This window comes from Kitasatospora sp. NPDC086801 (genome assembly GCF_044745805.1).
Classification (GTDB): Bacteria; Actinomycetota; Actinomycetes; order Streptomycetales; family Streptomycetaceae; genus Kitasatospora.
Map to the genome: position 1 here is coordinate 1 of NZ_JBIVAX010000020.1, position 16,491 is coordinate 16,491.

Genomic DNA, 16,491 nt, shown 5'->3' on the forward strand with positions numbered 1-16,491 from the left:
GGAACCGGCCACACGGCAGCTGGGGCAAGCGCCGCAAACCGCGGAAAGCGTAGGCACCAGCAGCCCAAAGAGCGATCTACAGCTGGAGTACTAGGGGCTACGGGCCTACGGGCCTACGGCCTCGCCGGGGCGCCGAGGCAGAGCCCGACCGTGGTCGCCACCAGCAGGTCCAGGGCCCGCAGGGTGCCCTGGCCGGGTTGCTCGCCGGGGGCGCGCAGCGCCAGGTAGCGGTCGGTGAGGCCGTCGAAGCCGGTGAGGAAGTGGACGGCGATCTCCTCGGCGGGCATGGCCAGTTCGAGGCCGTGCGCCTCGGCGAGGGCGGTGAGCATCTCCGCCGCGGTGCGCTCGATCCCGTGCTGGAGCGCCCGCATGATCTCCTGCAAGTCCGGGTCGCGCATCGCCAGTGCCGCGAACTCGCTCAGCAGCACGCAACGCCCGTCCGTGCCGGTCGAGCTCTCCCAGAGGGCGTGGACCAGGGTCGCGACCTGCTCTCCGAAGGAGCCGTCGCCCGGGTAGGCGGCGCGGACGTGGCCGATGAACTCGGCGGTCAGCTGCTCGACGACGGCCCGGTAGAGGTCCTTCTTGGTGCCGAAGGTGTAGTGGACCGTCGCCTGTGCCACGCCCAGCTCGGCCGCGATCGCGCGGGTGCTGCCGGCGGCGACCCCCTCCCGGGTCATCAGGTCGAGGGCGGCCTGGACCAGTTGCGGTCGGCGTTCGGAGGCGGGGACATGAGCCATCCAGCCAGGGTATCGCCATGGTCGGATAACTGCGTCGAACGATTCTGTCACTCGATTCTGTCAGCCAACTTTGTCACTTGACAAGGTTGCGCGTACGGTGGAACGCGACCTGTTCAGGCACCTGCCTGCCCGACGACCTGACCGAGGGGCACCCATGGCCACGTACCTCTACCGACTGGGCCGCCACTGCTTCCGGAGACGGCGGGCGGTGCTGGCGGTCTGGATCGCCGTGCTGATCGCGATCGGAGGGGCCGCAGGGGCCCTCGCGGGCAAGACCAGCGACGAGTTCAAGGTGCCGGGCACCGAGGCGCAGACCACCCTGGACCGGATCAGGGACACCTTCCCGCAGCAGGGCCACGGCTCCGCCCAGGTCGTCTTCGCGGCCCCCGCACCCGGCGGTGCCACCACGCCCGAGGCGGGCCGGGCCGTCGGCGAGGCGGTCGGCCGGATCGCCGCCGTCCCCGGCGTCGCTGCCGTGCCCGACCCGTACGCCACCCACGCCGTCTCACCGGACGGCCGGGTCGCGATCGCCCTGGTCTCCTTCGACCACAAGCTCTCCGACGTCACCGACCAGCAGCGCGAGGCCGTCAAGGCCGCCGCCGAACCGGCCCGCGCGGCCGGGCTGGACGTCGCCTTCGGCGGTGACGCGTACAACAAGATGGCGCAGGTCGACGGCGGCGAGGCGATCGGGCTGGCCGTCGCCGGGGTGGTCCTGGTGATCACCCTCGGCTCGCTGGTCGCCGCCGGGCTGCCGCTGCTCACCGCCCTGGTCGGGGTCGGCGTGGCGATGGCCGCGATCATGGCGCTGTCCGGCTCGTTCGAGATCATCACCACCGCGCCGGTGCTGGCCCTGATGGTCGGCCTCGCCGTCGGCATCGACTACGCGCTGTTCATCCTCTCCCGGCACCGCCGCCACCTGGACGAGGGCCTGGAGCCGGACGAGGCCGCCGCCCGCGCCACCGCCACCGCCGGCAGCGCCGTCGTCTTCGCCGGCCTCACCGTCGTCGTGGCGCTCGCCGGGCTCGCCGTCGCCGGCGTCCCCTTCCTGACCGTGATGGGCCTGGCCGCCTCCGGCGCCGTCGTGGTGGCCGTCCTGGTCGCGATCACGCTGCTGCCCGCGCTGCTCGGCTTCGCCGGCCGCGCGATCGACCGGCTGCCGGTCTGGAAGCGGGCGCTGCGCAGCGGGGCCGGCCCTGACGGCCGCACCACCCTGGGCGAGCGCTGGGGCCGCTTCGTGGTCCGCCGCCCGCTGGCCGTGCTGCTCACCGGACTGGCCGGGCTGGGCCTGCTCGCGGTGCCCGCCGCCAGCCTCCAGCTCGGCCTGCCGGGCGGCGGTTCGCAGGCCGCCGGCACCGACGCGCGCAAGGCCTACGACCTGGTCGGCGAGAGCTTCGGGCCGGGCTTCAACGCGCCGCTGGTGGTCGTCGTGGACGCCGAGGGCGTGCCGCAGCCGGAGCAGGCGGTGCAGGCGGTGGCGGCCAGGCTGCAGACCCTGCCGGGCGTCCGGACCCTGCTGCCCCCGACCGTCGACCAGGCCGGGCACACCGCCCTGCTCACCGTCATCCCGCAGACCGGACCGGACGACGCCGGCACCAGGGCGCTGGTCAACGAGATCCGCGACCAGCGCGCGCCGCTCGAGTCCTCGACCGGCGCGGGCATCGCCGTCACCGGCACCACCGCCGCCAACATCGACGTCTCCACCAAGCTCGGCCAGGCACTGCCGCCGTTCCTCGCGGTGATCGTCGGCATCGCGGTGGTGCTGCTGGCGCTGGCGTTCCGCTCGGTGCTCGTCCCGCTCAAGGCGGTGGCCGGCTTCCTGCTCAGCATCACCGCCTCGCTCGGCGCGGTGGTCGCGGTCTACCAGTGGGGCTGGCTGGACGGCCTGATCGACGTGCCGAAGGTCGGGCCGGTGGTGAGCTTCGTGCCGATCCTGCTGATCGGCGTGCTGTTCGGGCTGGCGATGGACTACGAGCTGTTCCTGGTCTCCGGGATGAAGGAGCAGTACGTCCACGGCAAGGCGCCGCGGGACGCCGTGGTGGCCGGGGTGCGCGGCGGCGCCCGGGTGGTCACGGCGGCGGCGCTGATCATGGTGTCGGTGTTCGGCTCGTTCGTCTTCGGCCACGACCCGATCGTGCAGCCGATCGGCTTCGCCCTCGCGGTCGGCGTGCTGGTGGACGCCTTCGTGGTGCGGATGGCGCTGGTGCCGGCCGCGATGGCGCTGTTCGGCAAGGCCGCCTGGTGGTTCCCGAAGCGGCTGGAGAAGGTCGTGCCGCGGGTCGACATGGAGGGCGAGCAGCTGATCGCGCGGCTGGAGGAACAGCCGGTGAAGGAGCCGGCCGGGGTCTGAACCGCCCCTCGGGCGCTCGGCGGGCCACTCCCGTCGGGCGCCCGCGCGCTACGGCAGCCGCTGCTCGACGGGCGGCTCCGGGCGGTTACGGCAGCCGCTGCTCGACGGGCGGCTGGGGCAGTCGTTGCTCGAACCAGACCACCTTGCCCGTGCCCAGCCGGGTGGCGCCCCAGCGGTCCGCGCACCTGGCCACTATCTGCAGGCCGCGCCCGCGTTCGTCCTCCGGCCCGGTACGACGGGGGCGCGGCAGCAGCGGGCTGTCGTCGCCGACCTCGCAGCGCAGCCGGGTGGTGCGCACCAGGCTCAGGGTGACCGGGCGGGTCGCGTGCTGGACGGCGTTGGTCACCAGCTCGCTGACCATCAGCTCAGTCGCCTCGCTGAGCTCGCCGAGCCCCCAGCGGCGCAGCGTGTGGGCGGCCAGCCGGCGGGCCCGGCCGGGCGTCTCGTTGCGCGGCTGCAGGTACCAGTGCGCGACGTCCCCGGCCGGGATGCCGTCGAAGCACGCGCCCAGCAGGGCGATGTCGTCGCCGCGGTCGCCGGGCGGCAGGATCCGCAGCGCCTCCTGGCACAGCTGCTCGGGGGACTGCCAGCGGGCGGCGGCGATCCGGGCGCGGAGCACCTCCAGGCCGTCGCTGATCGGGCGGCTGCGGGTCTCCACCAGGCCGTCGGTGAACAGCAGCAGGGCTGAGCCGGGCGGGGCGGGCAGTTCGACGGAGTTGAAGTCCACCCCGCCGACCCCGATCGGGGCCCCGGAGTCCAGCTCCACCAACTCGGCGGTGCCGTCCGGCCGGACCAGGACGGGCGGGACGTGCCCGGCGTTGGCCAGCACCACCCGGTTGGCGATCGGGTCGTACACCGCGTACACGCAGGTCGCCAGGTGCTGTTCGCGGCCGAGCCGTTGGGCCTGCTCGTCCAGGTGGTAGAGCACCTCGTGCGGCGGCAGGTCGAGGGCGGCCAAGGTCTGGGCGCTGGTGCGCAGTTGGCCCATGATGGCGGCCGAGGTGAGCGAGTGGCCCATCACGTCGCCGACGATCAGGGCGACCCGGTTGCCGGGCAGCGGCACGGCGTCGTACCAGTCGCCGCCGACCTGCGCGCCGCGCTCGCCCGGCAGGTAGCGCTGGGCGAGGCGCACGCCGTGCGGCTGCGGCAGGCGCAACGGCAGCATGCTGCGCTGGAGTTCGTTGGCTATCTCCCACTCGCGGGCGTACCGCAGGGCGGTGTCCACCGCCAGCCCCGCCTGGGTGGCGAGGTGCGCAGCGGTCGCGGTGTCGGCCGCGTCGAAGGCGGGCCGGCCGGTGCGTTCAGGAGGGCGGCGGATCAGCACCAGCAGGCCGAGCACGGCCTTGCGGCCGCGCAGTGGCAGGGCCAGCACCGACGTGCCCGCGGCCAGTCGGGCCAGCCCGCGGGTGCCGTACAGCTCGCGCAGCAGTGCCTCGGTGCGTTCGGCGCCGGGCGCGCCGAGCACCGCGGACTCGGCGGGGCGGCGGCTCAGCAGGGCGTGCGCGAGCGCCCCGCCGCGGGTCACCGGGGTGGCGGGGCCGGTGTCGGCGGTGGAGCGGGAGCCGTACCGGGAGCGGTGCCGGTCGTCCGCGCCGCTCGGTCGGCCGCGCCGCCCGATCCGGGTGCCGGTGCTGTGGTGGATCCGCAGTTCGTCCGGGAAGCCGGGTTCGCGTTCGACGTTGGGCAGCGGGTCGCGCAGGTGGACCACGGCGGCGTCGGCCAGCGTGGGGACGAGCACCCGGCCGATGTTGCGCAGCGTCGCGGACAGGTCGAGCGCGCTGTTGATCCGCCGGGTGGCCAGGTCGAGGTAGCCGAGCCGGCCCGCCACGTCCTCCCGGTCCGGGCGCGCGGTCGGTTGGTGTGCCGGTGCCGGCACCGGGGGCAGGCCGCGCTGGCCCGGGACGGCAGCCGGCTGTCCGGCCTCGGTCTTGAGCTGGTCGCGCACGGCTGCCTGTCCTGGATTCGGTGTGGTCTCTGTGGTGGTCTGCGGTGTCCTGCTGGCGGGCGCTGCTGCCGTCCGGTGGGTCAGCCGACGCGTCGACAGCACAGGAACAGCTGTTCCTCCGGCGGCAGCGTGGTGCTGGCCGGCGCGTACGGATGCCCCGAGCGCTCCTCGACGGCGAAGCCCGCCGTGACGAGAACCCGCTCCAGATCCTCCCTCAGATACCCACTGATCCGCAGCTCTCTGCCAAGGAACGGAAGCGGAACGTGATCCAGATCCGCCTCGACCATACCGAGCGCCAGCAGTCCGCCCGGCCGCAGGAGTTCGCGCAGCCGCGCGAGCACGGTCGGGATCTCGTCCTGCGGCAGCAGGATCAGTGAGAAGAACGCGGTGACGGCGGCGAAGCCGTCCTTGCCCAGCGGCCCCAGTCCGGGGGCGTTCCAGACCCGCCCGGCGCGCTCGGTGGCCAGATCGAACAGGTCGATCCGATGGAACTCCGGCGGGTGCTCGCCCGGGAACCGGGCCTGTTCGGCCAGCGAGAGCATCACGTCCGAGAGGTCTATCCCGGTCACCCGCAGCCCGCCCGCGACCAGCTGCCGGACCGTCGGGTCCCCGGTGCCGCAGCCCACGTCCAGCACCCGCGCCCCGGGTTCGAGCTCGGCCAGCAGCTGCCGCCCGCAGGCGAGCTGCCCGTCCTTGGCCGGGAACGCCTCGCCGTACCCGGCGCCGATGGTGTCGAAGGCGACCGCTTGCAGGGCGCGCGCCGCCCGGCGCCGCCGCACGTCGGGCCCGTCGTCTCCCGCGTCCTCGTCGACGGGGAACGAGTCGGATATCTGTCCGGTCGTCACGATTGAGAGGCACCCTTCCACCCGTGGCCTCCGGCCGGCTGCACGCGGCCGCACGGGAGCGGGCTGCCGTCCGCTCCGGCGCCCGACCTGCCTCGCCGGCCCACACGTTGCCGGCAGACACTCGTGTGTGTACTGGCATCTGAGAATATGCGTGATCTCTGCGCCATGGGGTCCCTTTCCAGCCAACTCGTCGTGCTTGGGCCGGTGTGGACCGGGTTGCGGAAGCACGACGGTGCGGGCGGGGGTGGTGCGACCAGGCTCCGCGCGCCGCATGGCGCGCCGTGGTGGAACGGCTGACCTGCGGTTTCGTCGAGCTGCGGGCCGACAAGCGGGCGTTTATCGAACGTCAATCGCCGGAGTGCAGAGTGGAGTCCAGCGCCGGGGAAGCGTTGAGGGCGCTCCCGCAGCCGGGGGGCTGCGGGGGCGCCGACGCGCACAACGGGGGTAGGTGCTCTGCCGGGGGGCGGAGACCTACGGCGCTGGGGAAGATGGGGGAGGCTCGGTGTGCTGTTGGGAGATGAGGTCCGCCACGGGGGAGGCCTCCGGCACACCGAGCCGCGTGAAGATCGCGTGCGCCTCCTGGAGGCAGGCGAGTCCGCGCGCCGGCTGCGCCAGGGCGAGCAGCGACTCGCCCAGCGCGGCGTTGGCGAGCCCCTGGCAGTAGGCGAAGTCCATTTCCTGGGCGATCGCCAGCGACCCGTCGGCCGCCTCGGCGGCCTCGGCGTGCTGCCCGGCGACGAGCAGGGCGGAGGCCAGCCGGGCCTGGGCGTAGCCCTCCCAGAGGGGATTGCGCTGGGACTGGTAGAGCTGGTGGGCCTCGCGCAGGTGGGGGACGGCCTCGGCGCCGGGGAGCACCACGCCGAGTTGGTAGAGGGTCTGGGCGAGCAGCGGGCCGTTGTTGGACGCCCGCGCGGCGGCGACACCGTCGCTGGCGGACTGGACCGCCGTCTCGGTCATGCCGAGCCGGTGCTGCACCCGGGCCATGTTGCTGACGATCCGCGCTTCCAGGATCGGTGCGCCGACGGCCTGGCTGGTGGCCCGGGCCTGTTCCAGGAACATCAGGGCCTCGGCCGGACGGTTGCCGACGTTCAAGATCACGCCCAGCATGTTGGCCGTGGCCAGGAGCAGGACGGTCGGCTCGCCCGGCTCCTGGTGGTCAAGGCTCCGGCGGAGGGACTGCTCGGACCCCTGGAAATCGCTGGTGACGGACTGCAGGGTGCCGAGGGCGAAGTACACCCGAGCGATCCCGGCCGCATCGTCGCGGCGCTGCGCGTCCTCGCCGATGGCAGCCAGGATCCGGGCCACTCGCGGTCCGCGGGTCGGATCCGGATCAATGCTGAACAGGTAGTTCAACAGGTCGACGGCCGCGTGCTGCAGGGGGCTGGGGCCGTTCGCGGCGGCCTCGACGGCGCTCAGCAGCAGGGCGCCCTCGGTACGCAGCCAGTCCTGTGCGGCCCGGCTCGTCGGCAGGTCGAGCCCCGGCGAGGTGAGGGCGGTCAGCAGCTCGGGCAGCGTGTCGTCCGGCTCGATGACCTGGGCCGCGTTGCGCACGGTCGGGATCAGCAGGTGGAGCAGCCGCAGCACCGCCCGCTCCTGCTCCACGGTGTCCCCGATCCGCTCGTTCTGCCGCTGGGCGTAGAGCCGGAGCAGATCGTGGTAGCGGTAGCGGCCGGGGGCGAAGCACTCCAGCATGTTCGCCTCGACCAGCGCCTCGGCGAGGTCCTCGGCGGTGTACTCGTTCGCGTCGAGCAGCGCGGCGGCGGCGGGCAGCGGGATGTCCGGGGAGTCGATCAGGGCGAGCAGCCGAAAGGCACGGGCCTCGGGTGCGGACAGCTGTCCGTACCCGAGGCCGATGGTGGTCTCCACCGCGAGGTTGCCCAGCTGGAGTTCGTCCAGCCGCCGCCGCTGGTCGGCTAACCGACGGGCCAGGTCGGAGACGCTCCAGCGCGGGCGGCTGGCCAGCCGGGCGGCGGCGATGCGGACGGCCAGCGGCAGGAAGCCGCAGGCGGTGACGACGGCCATGGCCGCCTCCGGCTCGGCGGCGACCCGCTGCTCCCCGACGATGGCCGAGAAGAGCGCCAGCGCCTCCGTCGGCGTCAGCTCCTCGACGTCGAACAGCTGTGCGCCGGGGATGCCGGCCAGCCGGGACCGGCTGGTGGCGAGCACGGCGCAGCCGGAGACGCCGGGGATGAGCGGCCGGATCTGCTCGGCGTCGCGCGCGTTGTCCAGCAGGATGAGCATCCGCCGGTTGGCGAGCAGCGAGCGGTAGAGGGCGGCACGCTGTTCGAGCGAGTCGGGGTTCTCGGTGACGCCGAGCGCGTGCAGGAAGTCGCCCAGGACGACCACCGGGTCGGCCGGCGAGGCGCCGGCTCCGCGCAGGTCGACGTACAGCTGCCCGTCCGGGAAGTCGGAGCGGACGCGGTGGGCGACGTGCACGGCGAGGGTGGTCTTCCCGACCCCGCCGATGCCGGCCAGGGAGGTCACCACCACGGCCTGGCCGGTGGCGTTCATCAGGACTGCCGAGAGGTCGTCCACCAGCTCCGAGCGACCGCTGAAGTCCGAGACGTCGGCCGGGAGTTGGGCCGGGGCCGGCGGAGCGGCCGGACCGTCCTCGCGGACGGCGTGGGCGGGCGCGGCGGGGAGGGTGAGCGCCGGGTCGGCCGCGAGGATGCGGTTGTGCATCGCGGACAGGCCCGCGCCCGGTTCGACCCCGAGCTCCTCGATCAGCAGCTTGCGGGTGTCGGTGTAGACGCCGAGCGCCTCGGCCTGGCGTCCGCAGCGGTACAGCGCCAGCATCAGCAGCTCGCGCAGCCGCTCGCGCAGCGGGTGTTCGGCGGTCAGTCCGTTGAGCTCGCCGACGATCTCGGCGTGCAGGCCGACGTCGAGGGCGGCGGCGCACAGCTCCTCGGCGGCGGCCGCCTGGCGCTCGGCGAGCCGCAGCCGCTGGGTGTCGGCGTAGGGGCCGGGGATGCCGGTGAGCGGACGGCCGCTGAAGAGGGCCAGCGCCTGGACCAGCAGCCGGTGCGCCTCGTGCTTGTCGCCCGAGGTCCGGGCGGCCGCGGCCTCGGCGGAGAGCCGTTCGAAGACCGCCAGGTCGAGGGCCTCGCCCGGGATGCGCAGCGCGTAGCCGTCGGCGACCGAGACCAGCAGTTCGGCGGGCCGGCGCACCTCCCGCCGGGGCTCGATGACGGAGCGCAGGCGGGAGACGTACGTGCGCAGCGCGGCGACCGCCTGGGCCGGGGGCCGTTCGCCCCAGAGCGCGTCGACCAGGTCCTGCGTGGTGACCGGGCGTCCGGAATGCAGCAGAAGAGTGGTCAGAACGGCCTGTTGCTGGGGGGATCCGAGGGAGAGGGGCTTGCCGTCGAGCCAGGCCTGGACCGGACCGAGGACTTGGAAGCGCAGCGCAGGGGTCTGCGGCGTCTCCCGAAACTCCATGAAAGTCCCCCGATGGCCTGTGGTGTCGATTCTGTGAAAGGGCGCTCGGCGGTCCGCCGCGGTGCTTCAGCTTAGGCGGACGTCCGACTCTGCCGGACGGCAGCGCAAGTCGCACGATGTTTATCGGACATTTAATCAACCCTACGATACTGTCCGCACGCCCGTGCCACGGAGGTCGGGCGGGACACATTTGATGACCGAAAGGCGGCCACCCAATGGCCAATGACCAGAGCGAGACCCCGGTGGCGTCGGCGCCCGAGAACGCGACGAAGACGGATGCCCCGGCCGTCGCTGTGGAGGCGGGTAAGGCTGTCGAAGGTGCCGTGGCCGCGTCCGCGGACCCGACCGAGTACACCGAGCCGACTGACGCCCAGAAGGCCGCGATAGAGAGCGGCCTCTTCGGCGACGAGGCCGACTACGTGGTGGAGCCCGCTGCGCCGGCCACCGGCGAGCCGGGCAAGAAGCGCGTGCCGGAGAGCGTCGTCGGCGGTCACCCGTAAGTCGTTCCGGCCGAGTGCCCCGTGCCCCCGTGCTGTCCGGCGCGGGGGCGCTGTTGGTGATGGGCGTGCCAATTCGTGTGCGGGCCCGCCGCGTGGCCGATTCCCTTCGGCGGTGCACGCATGGTGACCGTCGTTATCCGTAACGTGCCCGGCGGCGGGCCCGGCGCGTTCCGGAATTCCGGATTCACCGGGGGGATTGTCGGCCCCGAATACCGTGGTTTGCGTGGGTTTTGCCGCAATTACCGGTCTGATCGCATTCAGCTGAATCGCGGGGTGTCGGGGGCGGGGTCGACGTGTCCCGGTTCGGCGGTCCATTCGAGGCCGCCGCCCTCGGGGCGCAGGTAGTGCTCCCCGCCGATGGTGTCCATGTAGATGCCGGTGCGTCCCGTCCTCCGGTCGAGGACGAGTTCGCCCGCGTGCGGCCGGTAGGCCGGGGTGCCGCGCTGTCGGGTGCTCACCGCTGTGCTCCTCGCTCTGGTAGGCGACTGGCCAGCATCTCTAGAGAAGCTAAAATCTCTAGAGATGTCAATGGTCGTATCGGCTTACCGTCGGCCGTGGGCGCGCCTACGATTTGTCCGAGGGAGAGGGAGCGGCGATGACCGGCAGCAGTGGCGACAAACAGCCCAAGTACCAACGGATCGCCGACACGCTGAAGGCGGCCATCGACGACGGCCGGTACCGCGCGGGCGACCGGCTGCCGGGCGAGAACGACCTCATGGACGAGTACGGCGTGGCCCGGATGACCGCCCGCCAGGCGCTCGGCGTGCTGCAGAGCGAGGGCATCGCCGAGGCGCGCCGGGGCGCGGGGGTCTTCGTCCGGGACTTCCGGCCGCTGCGCCGGCGCGGGATCCAGCGGCTGGCGCAGGGGCAGTGGGGCTCGGGCCGGTCGATATGGTCGGCGGACATCGACAACCGCCTGCTGCTGGTCGACCAGGTGTCCGTGACCGAGCAGGGCGCGCCGGAGCACGTCGCCCGGGTGCTGGGCGTGGACCCGGGCGAGTCGATGTGCGTACGGCACCGCCGCTTCGTGCTGGACGGCAAGCCGGTGCTGCTGTCGACCTCCTACCTGCCGGCCGGCCTGGTCGCCGGCACGGCCATCACCCGCGAGGACACCGGCCCCGGCGGCACCTACGCCCGGCTGGCCGAGATCGGCGCGAAGCCCGTCCACTTCCGGGAGGAGGTCCGCTCCCGGATGCCCGGCACGGAGGAGGCGGCCCGCCTGGAGCTGTCGGCCGGCACCCCGGTCATCCTGATCTGCCGTACCGCCTTCGCCGACGAGGGGCAGGTCGTCGAGCTCAACGAGATGATCCTCGACGCCGCCTCCTACGTCCTGGAGTACGACTTCGACGCGTGAGACGGGCCGAAGTCGACGCCGCCCCGGTCGCGACGAACGCGGCCGGGGCGGTTGACGAGCCCGGGGACTACTCCTTGGAGCGCACGCGGAGGCTGGTGATCAGCGGGCCCTCGGTGGTCTCGCGGAAGAAGTCGTTGCCCTTGTCGTCGACCACGATGAAGGCCGGGAAGTCCTCGACCTCGATGCGCCAGACGGCTTCCATGCCGAGCTCGGCGTACTCCAGGACCTCGACCTTCTTGATGCAGTCCTGGGCGAGGCGGGCGGCCGGGCCGCCGATGGAGCCGAGGTAGAAGCCGCCGTGGGCGGCGCAGGCGTCGGTGACCTGCTTGCTGCGGTTGCCCTTGGCGAGCATGACCATGGAGCCGCCGGCGGCCTGGAACTGGTCGACGTAGGAGTCCATCCGGCCGGCGGTGGTGGGGCCGAAGGAGCCGGAGGCGTAGCCCTCGGGGGTCTTGGCCGGGCCGGCGTAGTAGACGGGGTGGTCCTGGAGGTACTTGGGCATGCCCTCGCCGGCGTCCAGGCGCTCCTTGATCTTGGCGTGGGCGATGTCGCGGGCGACGACCAGGGTGCCGGTGAGCGAGAGCCGGGTCTTGACCGGGTACTTGGACAGCTCGGCGCGGATCGCGGACATCGGCTGGTCGAGGTCGACGCGCACGACGTCGTCGTCCAGGTGCTCGTCGGTGGTGTCCGGTAGGTACTTGGCCGGGTCGGTCTCCAACTGCTCCAGGAAGACGCCCTCGGCGGTGATCTTGCCGAGTGCCTGGCGGTCGGCGGAGCAGGAGACGGCCATGGCGACCGGCAGCGAGGCGCCGTGGCGCGGCAGGCGGACGACCCGCACGTCGTGGCAGAAGTACTTGCCGCCGAACTGGGCACCGATGCCGATCTTCTGGGTCAGCTCGGTGACCTTGGCCTCCAGCTCCAGGTCCCGGAAGCCGTGGCCGGTCTTGGCGTCGCCGGAGGTCGGCAGGTTGTCCAGGTAGTGCGCGGAGGCGTACTTGGCGGTCTTGAGCGCGAACTCGGCGCTGGTGCCGCCGATCACGATCGCCAGGTGGTACGGCGGGCAGGCGGCGGTGCCGAGGGAGCGGATCTTCTGCTCCAGGAACGAGAGCATGCTCGCCTCGTTCAGGATGGCCTTGGTCTCCTGGTACAGGTACGACTTGTTGGCGGAGCCGCCGCCCTTGGCCATGAACAGGAACTTGTACGCGTCGCCGTCGGTGGCGTACAGCTCGATCTGGGCCGGCAGGTTGTTGCCGGTGTTCTTCTCGTCCCACATGGTCACCGGGGCCATCTGGGAGTAGCGCAGGTTGAGCTTGGTGTAAGCGTCGAAGACGCCGCGCGCGATGGCCGACTCGTCGCCGCCCTCGGTGAGCACGTTCTGGCCGCGCTTGCCCATGACGATGGCGGTGCCGGTGTCCTGGCACATCGGCAGGATGCCGCCGGCCGAGATGTTGACGTTCTTCAGCAGGTCGAGCGCGACGAAGCGGTCGTTCGGGCTGGCCTCCGGGTCGTCCAGGATGCGGCGCAGCTGGGCGAGGTGGGCGGGGCGCAGGTAGTGCGAGATGTCGTGCATCGCCTCGGCGGTGAGCAGCCGCAGCGCCTCGGGCTCGACCTGGAGGAAGGTGCGACCGCCGGCCTCGAAGGTGGAGACACCCTCGGAGGTCAGCTTGCGGTACGGGGTCGGGTCAGCGCCCAGGGGGAGCAGGTCGCTGTACTCGAAGTCTGGCGTGGGAGCCATGGGGGCGGTCCTTAGGTTTCCAGTGGTCCGGCTGCGTCGGCGAAGCACCCTCAAGGGTAGGACCCGGCCCTGCGTCGGATGCGGACAGGGCAGCCTGCGTGACCGGACTCACTCGGGCGCACGTGCGAGCGACTAGTCTTGGGCCGTGGAAAATTCGCCGTCGCAGGACGATCCGGGGCAGCCGCCCGTGCCGGCGCCCGTACCGATGACCAAGCCCGAGGGCCGGCCCGAGCCCGAGACCCGGCCCGAGACCAGGCCCGAGCCGCAGCCGGAACTCCGGCCGCTGCCGGAGCCGAAGGCGCAGCCGTCGCACGCCCCGGTGGCGCAGGCGGAGATACGGGTGTCGGACGCCGACCGCGAGCGGATCGCGGAACTGCTGCGGGACGCCTACGCCGAGGGCCGGCTGGACGCGGACGAGCACGCGGAGCGGATCGGGGCCGCGTACGCCGCCAAGACCTTCGGCGATCTGGTGCCGCTCACCCGGGACCTGCCGGGCCACCGGCCGCTGTCGTTCGAGAAGCCGCCGCTGGAGGCCCCGGTGCCGCGCGCGGTGGCGCCGGCGCTGCCGCCCGCGCGCCAGGAGTCGGCGTCGATGGTGGCGATCTTCGGCGGCGCGTCCCGCAAGGGCCGTTGGCGGGTGGGGTCGCACCTGAAGGCGTTCGCGGCGTTCGGCGGGGTGGAGATCGACCTGAGCGACGCCGTGTTCGAGTCGCCCGAGGTGGAGATCGAGGTGACGGCGCTGTTCGGCGGCGTCGAGATCCGGGTGCCGGAGAACGTGAGCCTGCACGGCGGCGGCATCGGCATCTTCGGCGGTTTCGACGTCAAGGAGCAGACGGCGGCGGACCCGTACGCGCCGGTGGTCCGGGTCAAGGGCGTCGCGGTGTTCGGCGGTTGCGAGGCCAAGCCGCGCCGGGGCAAGAAGCTCAAGGAGTGGGTGCGCAAGCAACTCGGCACCGAGTAGCCGGGGTTGGCGGGCCGGTCTGACCCGCGCGACACGTCCCAGCGCCTGGTCGGGGATCAACTCCCGGTCGGGCGCTTTGCGTTGTCTCCGGTGCGCTCCGTAGTCGATTGCGTGCAGTGTGCATGAATCGCGGCCGGGCGGGGTAGTTCCTTCCGCACATCGCTTCTTGTACGGCTGCGCACCGGAGGCGGCCCAGCGGCCGACTCGGGGTTGGACAGCGGGGGCTCGCAGCCGGGCGGGGAGCGAGCTTCCCCGTGTCCGAGAGTCTCGTCAGGAGTACGGCCGTGCTGCATCCGATCGAGTCCCGCACCACCTCGCCCGTCGCCGCCGCGCAGTTGTTGGAGTGCAGTCCTCAGCCGCAGCCCCCGGGCGGCCAGGGCCCGCAGGTCGCCGCCCAGGGCGGGTCCTCGGGCGAGGACAACCCCTGGCACACCGGCGCGGCCTGCCGGCGGGACGAGGTGGGGCTGTTCTTCGCGCCCTCGAAGGAGCCGACGGCGGCCCGGTTGTCGCGCGAGGAGCAGGCGAAGCAGGTGTGCGCCCGGTGTCCGGTGCTGCTGGAGTGCCGCGAGCACGCGCTGGCGCAGCCGGAGCCGTACGGGGTCTGGGGCGGGCTGACGGCCGCCGAGCGGCGGGTGGTGCTGGCCCGTCGCCGCCGCCGGGAGTCGGAGCTGCGCGAGGCGTCCCGGGTGGTCGCGGGGCAGCGGCGGATAGCGGGCTGACGGGGTCCGGGTGTGTCCCGGGCCGGACGCGCCGCGGCCTCGGCGGAGGGGGATTCCGCCGAGGCCGCGGGTGCGGCCGCCCGGTGTCAGTTGGCGCGGTGTCAGTTGGCGCGGTCGAAGTCGATCGCGCTGTAGGCCCGCAGCTTCGACAGCTTGTGGACGGAGTTGATCTCGCGGATCGTGCCGCTCTTGGAACGCATCACCAGCGAGCTGGTGGTGGCGGTCTCCTGGCGGTAGTGCACGCCGCGCAGCAGCTCGCCGTCGGTGATGCCGGTGGCGACGAAGAACACGTTCTCGCCGCTGACCAGGTCGTCGGTGGTGAGGACCCGGTCCAGGTCGTGGCCGGCGTCGAGGGCCTTCTGCCGCTCGGCGTCGTCCTTGGGCCACAGCCGGCCCTGGATGACACCGCCCATGCACTTCATGGCGCAGGCCGCGATGATGCCCTCGGGAGTGCCGCCGATGCCCATCAGCAGGTCGACGCCGGTGCCCTCGCGGGCGGCCATGATGGCGCCGGCCACGTCGCCGTCGGAGATGAACTTGATCCGGGCGCCCGCCTCGCGGATCTCCCGGACCAGGCCGTCGTGGCGCGGGCGGTCGAGGACGCAGACCGTGACGTCCTCGACGGCGCTGCCCTTGGCCTTGGCGACCCGGCGGATGTTGACGGCCGCGGGGGCGGTGATGTCGACGAACTCGGCCGCCTCGGGGCCGGCCACGAGCTTGTCCATGTAGAACACGGCGCTGGGGTCGAACATGGTGCCGCGGTCGGCGACGGCCAGGACGGCGACGGCGTTGTTCATGCCCTTGGCGGTGAGCGTGGTGCCGTCGACCGGGTCGACCGCGACATCGCACTCGGCGCCGGTGCCGTCGCCGACCCGCTCGCCGTTGTAGAGCATCGGGGCTTCGTCCTTCTCGCCCTCCCCGATGACGACCACGCCGTTCATCGAGACGGTCGAGACGAGGGTGCGCATCGCCTTGACGGCGGCGGCGTCGGCGCCGTTCTTGTCGCCACGGCCGACCCACCGGCCGGCGGCCATCGCGGCCGCCTCGGTGACCCGGACGAGTTCGAGCGCGAGGTTCCGGTCCGGAGCCTCGGGCGCGACCTCCAGGGCGCTGGGAAGGTGGTTCGGGTACTGCGTGGTCATCGTCGTTACCTCTCTGTACGCGACGGCCAGTAAGCGCCCGACTACTGCCTGGTCGAACGCCGTGGTGAGGGTCCTGCGATCGTATCTGCCTATGAGATGACTGTCTGTGGCGCAGGTCGCCACCCGGCGTCGGAGCAGGTCGGTTCGTCCCGCTTCACCCGTTCGCGGGCACCCCGGTTGGCCGTACCGCCGGGTGGATGAGTCACCATGTGGGGGTGGCTGGAGAGAGCAAGCGCATGAGGGGCCGGGAGACCGTACGGGACATGGTCCTGTCGATGCTGGCGGTCGGCGTCGTGGTCTGGATCGGGTACCTGTTCCTTCCGCACGACGCGAACAGCGACCCGGTGCACGTGGTCGAGTACAAGGTGGCGGCGGCCTCCGCGAAGCGCGGCGCGCCGTACCCGCTGCTCTCCCCGGACGGGCTGTCCGGCCAGTGGCGGGCCACCTCGGTCGGCTACCAGCCGGCCGCGAACAGCAAGGGCAAGGGCAACGCCTGGCACCTGGGCTTCGTCACGCCGTCCGGCCAGTACGCGGCGGTCGAGCAGAGCGACGTCCCGCGCGACGCGCTGCTGGCCGACAAGGTCGCGGGCGGCAAGCCGGACGGCACCTCGGAGGTCGCCGGGCGCACCTGGGAACGGGTGCAGGGCGAGAAGTCCCGCGCCCTGACCGTGCAGACCGGCGACGCGACCACCGTGCTCACCGGCACTGCCTCCTACGAGGAACTGGCCGAGCTGGCCCAGGCGCTCAAGTAGCCCGCCCGCCCCGGGCGAA

The 16,491-nt window shown here is 72.7% G+C and carries 13 protein-coding genes; 6 read left to right on the forward strand and 7 right to left on the reverse strand.

The genetic code is table 11. The annotated features are described in order from the left end of the window. Nucleotides 1-113: 113 nt before the first annotated feature. Complete coding sequence (locus tag ACIPLC_RS21215) at nt 114-737, reverse strand: TetR/AcrR family transcriptional regulator (RefSeq protein WP_400474549.1); 624 nt, start codon at nt 735-737, stop codon at nt 114-116. Nucleotides 738-891: 154 nt separating this feature from the next. On the opposite strand from ACIPLC_RS21215, the gene ACIPLC_RS21220 reads away from it, so the two are divergent. Continuing rightward, nucleotides 892-3,084, forward strand: a complete 2,193-nt coding sequence (locus tag ACIPLC_RS21220) for an MMPL family transporter (RefSeq protein ID WP_400474550.1) — start codon at nt 892-894, stop codon at nt 3,082-3,084. A gap of 85 nt (nt 3,085-3,169) precedes the next feature. Here the strand turns inward: ACIPLC_RS21220 and ACIPLC_RS21225 are convergent, their stop codons facing one another. The 3 genes from ACIPLC_RS21225 to ACIPLC_RS21235 all read right to left on the reverse strand — a co-directional run bounded on the left by ACIPLC_RS21225 (nt 3,170) and on the right by ACIPLC_RS21235 (nt 9,309). After that, the gene (locus tag ACIPLC_RS21225) at nt 3,170-5,029 is read right to left on the reverse strand and encodes a SpoIIE family protein phosphatase (protein WP_400474551.1); all 1,860 of its coding nucleotides are present in this window, start codon (nt 5,027-5,029) and stop codon (nt 3,170-3,172) included. An 80-nt stretch (nt 5,030-5,109) separates the two neighbouring features. Continuing rightward, nucleotides 5,110-5,874: a methyltransferase domain-containing protein gene (locus ACIPLC_RS21230; RefSeq protein WP_400474552.1), complete on the reverse strand. Its 765-nt coding sequence runs from the start codon at nt 5,872-5,874 to the stop codon at nt 5,110-5,112. Between the two features lie 471 nt (nt 5,875-6,345). After that, complete coding sequence (locus ACIPLC_RS21235) at nt 6,346-9,309, reverse strand: AfsR/SARP family transcriptional regulator (RefSeq protein ID WP_400474553.1); 2,964 nt, start codon at nt 9,307-9,309, stop codon at nt 6,346-6,348. A 215-nt stretch (nt 9,310-9,524) separates the two neighbouring features. On the opposite strand from ACIPLC_RS21235, the gene ACIPLC_RS21240 reads away from it, so the two are divergent. Then, nucleotides 9,525-9,809: a hypothetical protein gene (locus ACIPLC_RS21240; protein ID WP_400474554.1), complete on the forward strand. Its 285-nt coding sequence runs from the start codon at nt 9,525-9,527 to the stop codon at nt 9,807-9,809. Nucleotides 9,810-10,066: 257 nt separating this feature from the next. Here ACIPLC_RS21240 and ACIPLC_RS21245 read toward each other — a convergent pair whose 3' ends face one another. Continuing rightward, nucleotides 10,067-10,267, reverse strand: coding sequence for a hypothetical protein (locus tag ACIPLC_RS21245; protein ID WP_400474555.1), 201 nt, complete (start codon nt 10,265-10,267; stop codon nt 10,067-10,069). A gap of 137 nt (nt 10,268-10,404) precedes the next feature. Between ACIPLC_RS21245 and ACIPLC_RS21250 the strand changes: the two genes are divergently transcribed. After that, a complete protein-coding gene (locus ACIPLC_RS21250) occupies nt 10,405-11,163 on the forward strand; it encodes a GntR family transcriptional regulator (RefSeq protein ID WP_400474556.1) in 759 nt (252 codons plus the stop codon). 67 nt (nt 11,164-11,230) lie between these two features. Here the strand turns inward: ACIPLC_RS21250 and ACIPLC_RS21255 are convergent, their stop codons facing one another. Beyond that, the gene (locus ACIPLC_RS21255) at nt 11,231-12,898 is read right to left on the reverse strand and encodes a fumarate hydratase (RefSeq protein WP_400474557.1); all 1,668 of its coding nucleotides are present in this window, start codon (nt 12,896-12,898) and stop codon (nt 11,231-11,233) included. A 145-nt stretch (nt 12,899-13,043) separates the two neighbouring features. On the opposite strand from ACIPLC_RS21255, the gene ACIPLC_RS21260 reads away from it, so the two are divergent. Together ACIPLC_RS21260 and ACIPLC_RS21265 are read left to right on the forward strand one after the other, a co-directional pair. Then, on the forward strand, nt 13,044-13,859 hold the full coding sequence (locus tag ACIPLC_RS21260) for a DUF1707 domain-containing protein (RefSeq protein ID WP_400474558.1): 816 nt from the start codon (nt 13,044-13,046) through the stop codon (nt 13,857-13,859). A 335-nt stretch (nt 13,860-14,194) separates the two neighbouring features. After that, nucleotides 14,195-14,578 carry a WhiB family transcriptional regulator gene (locus ACIPLC_RS21265; protein ID WP_400474658.1) on the forward strand — a complete coding sequence of 128 codons (384 nt, stop codon included), beginning with the start codon at nt 14,195-14,197 and terminating at the stop codon, nt 14,576-14,578. 101 nt (nt 14,579-14,679) lie between these two features. Here the strand turns inward: ACIPLC_RS21265 and glpX are convergent, their stop codons facing one another. Further along, a complete protein-coding gene (gene glpX, locus ACIPLC_RS21270; protein ID WP_400474559.1) occupies nt 14,680-15,720 on the reverse strand; it encodes a class II fructose-bisphosphatase in 1,041 nt (346 codons plus the stop codon). Between the two features lie 215 nt (nt 15,721-15,935). Here glpX and ACIPLC_RS21275 point away from each other — a divergent pair, with 215 nt between their 5' ends. After that, the gene (locus ACIPLC_RS21275) at nt 15,936-16,472 is read left to right on the forward strand and encodes a DUF4245 domain-containing protein (RefSeq protein WP_400474560.1); all 537 of its coding nucleotides are present in this window, start codon (nt 15,936-15,938) and stop codon (nt 16,470-16,472) included. The last annotated feature ends 19 nt before the right edge of the window (nt 16,473-16,491 follow it).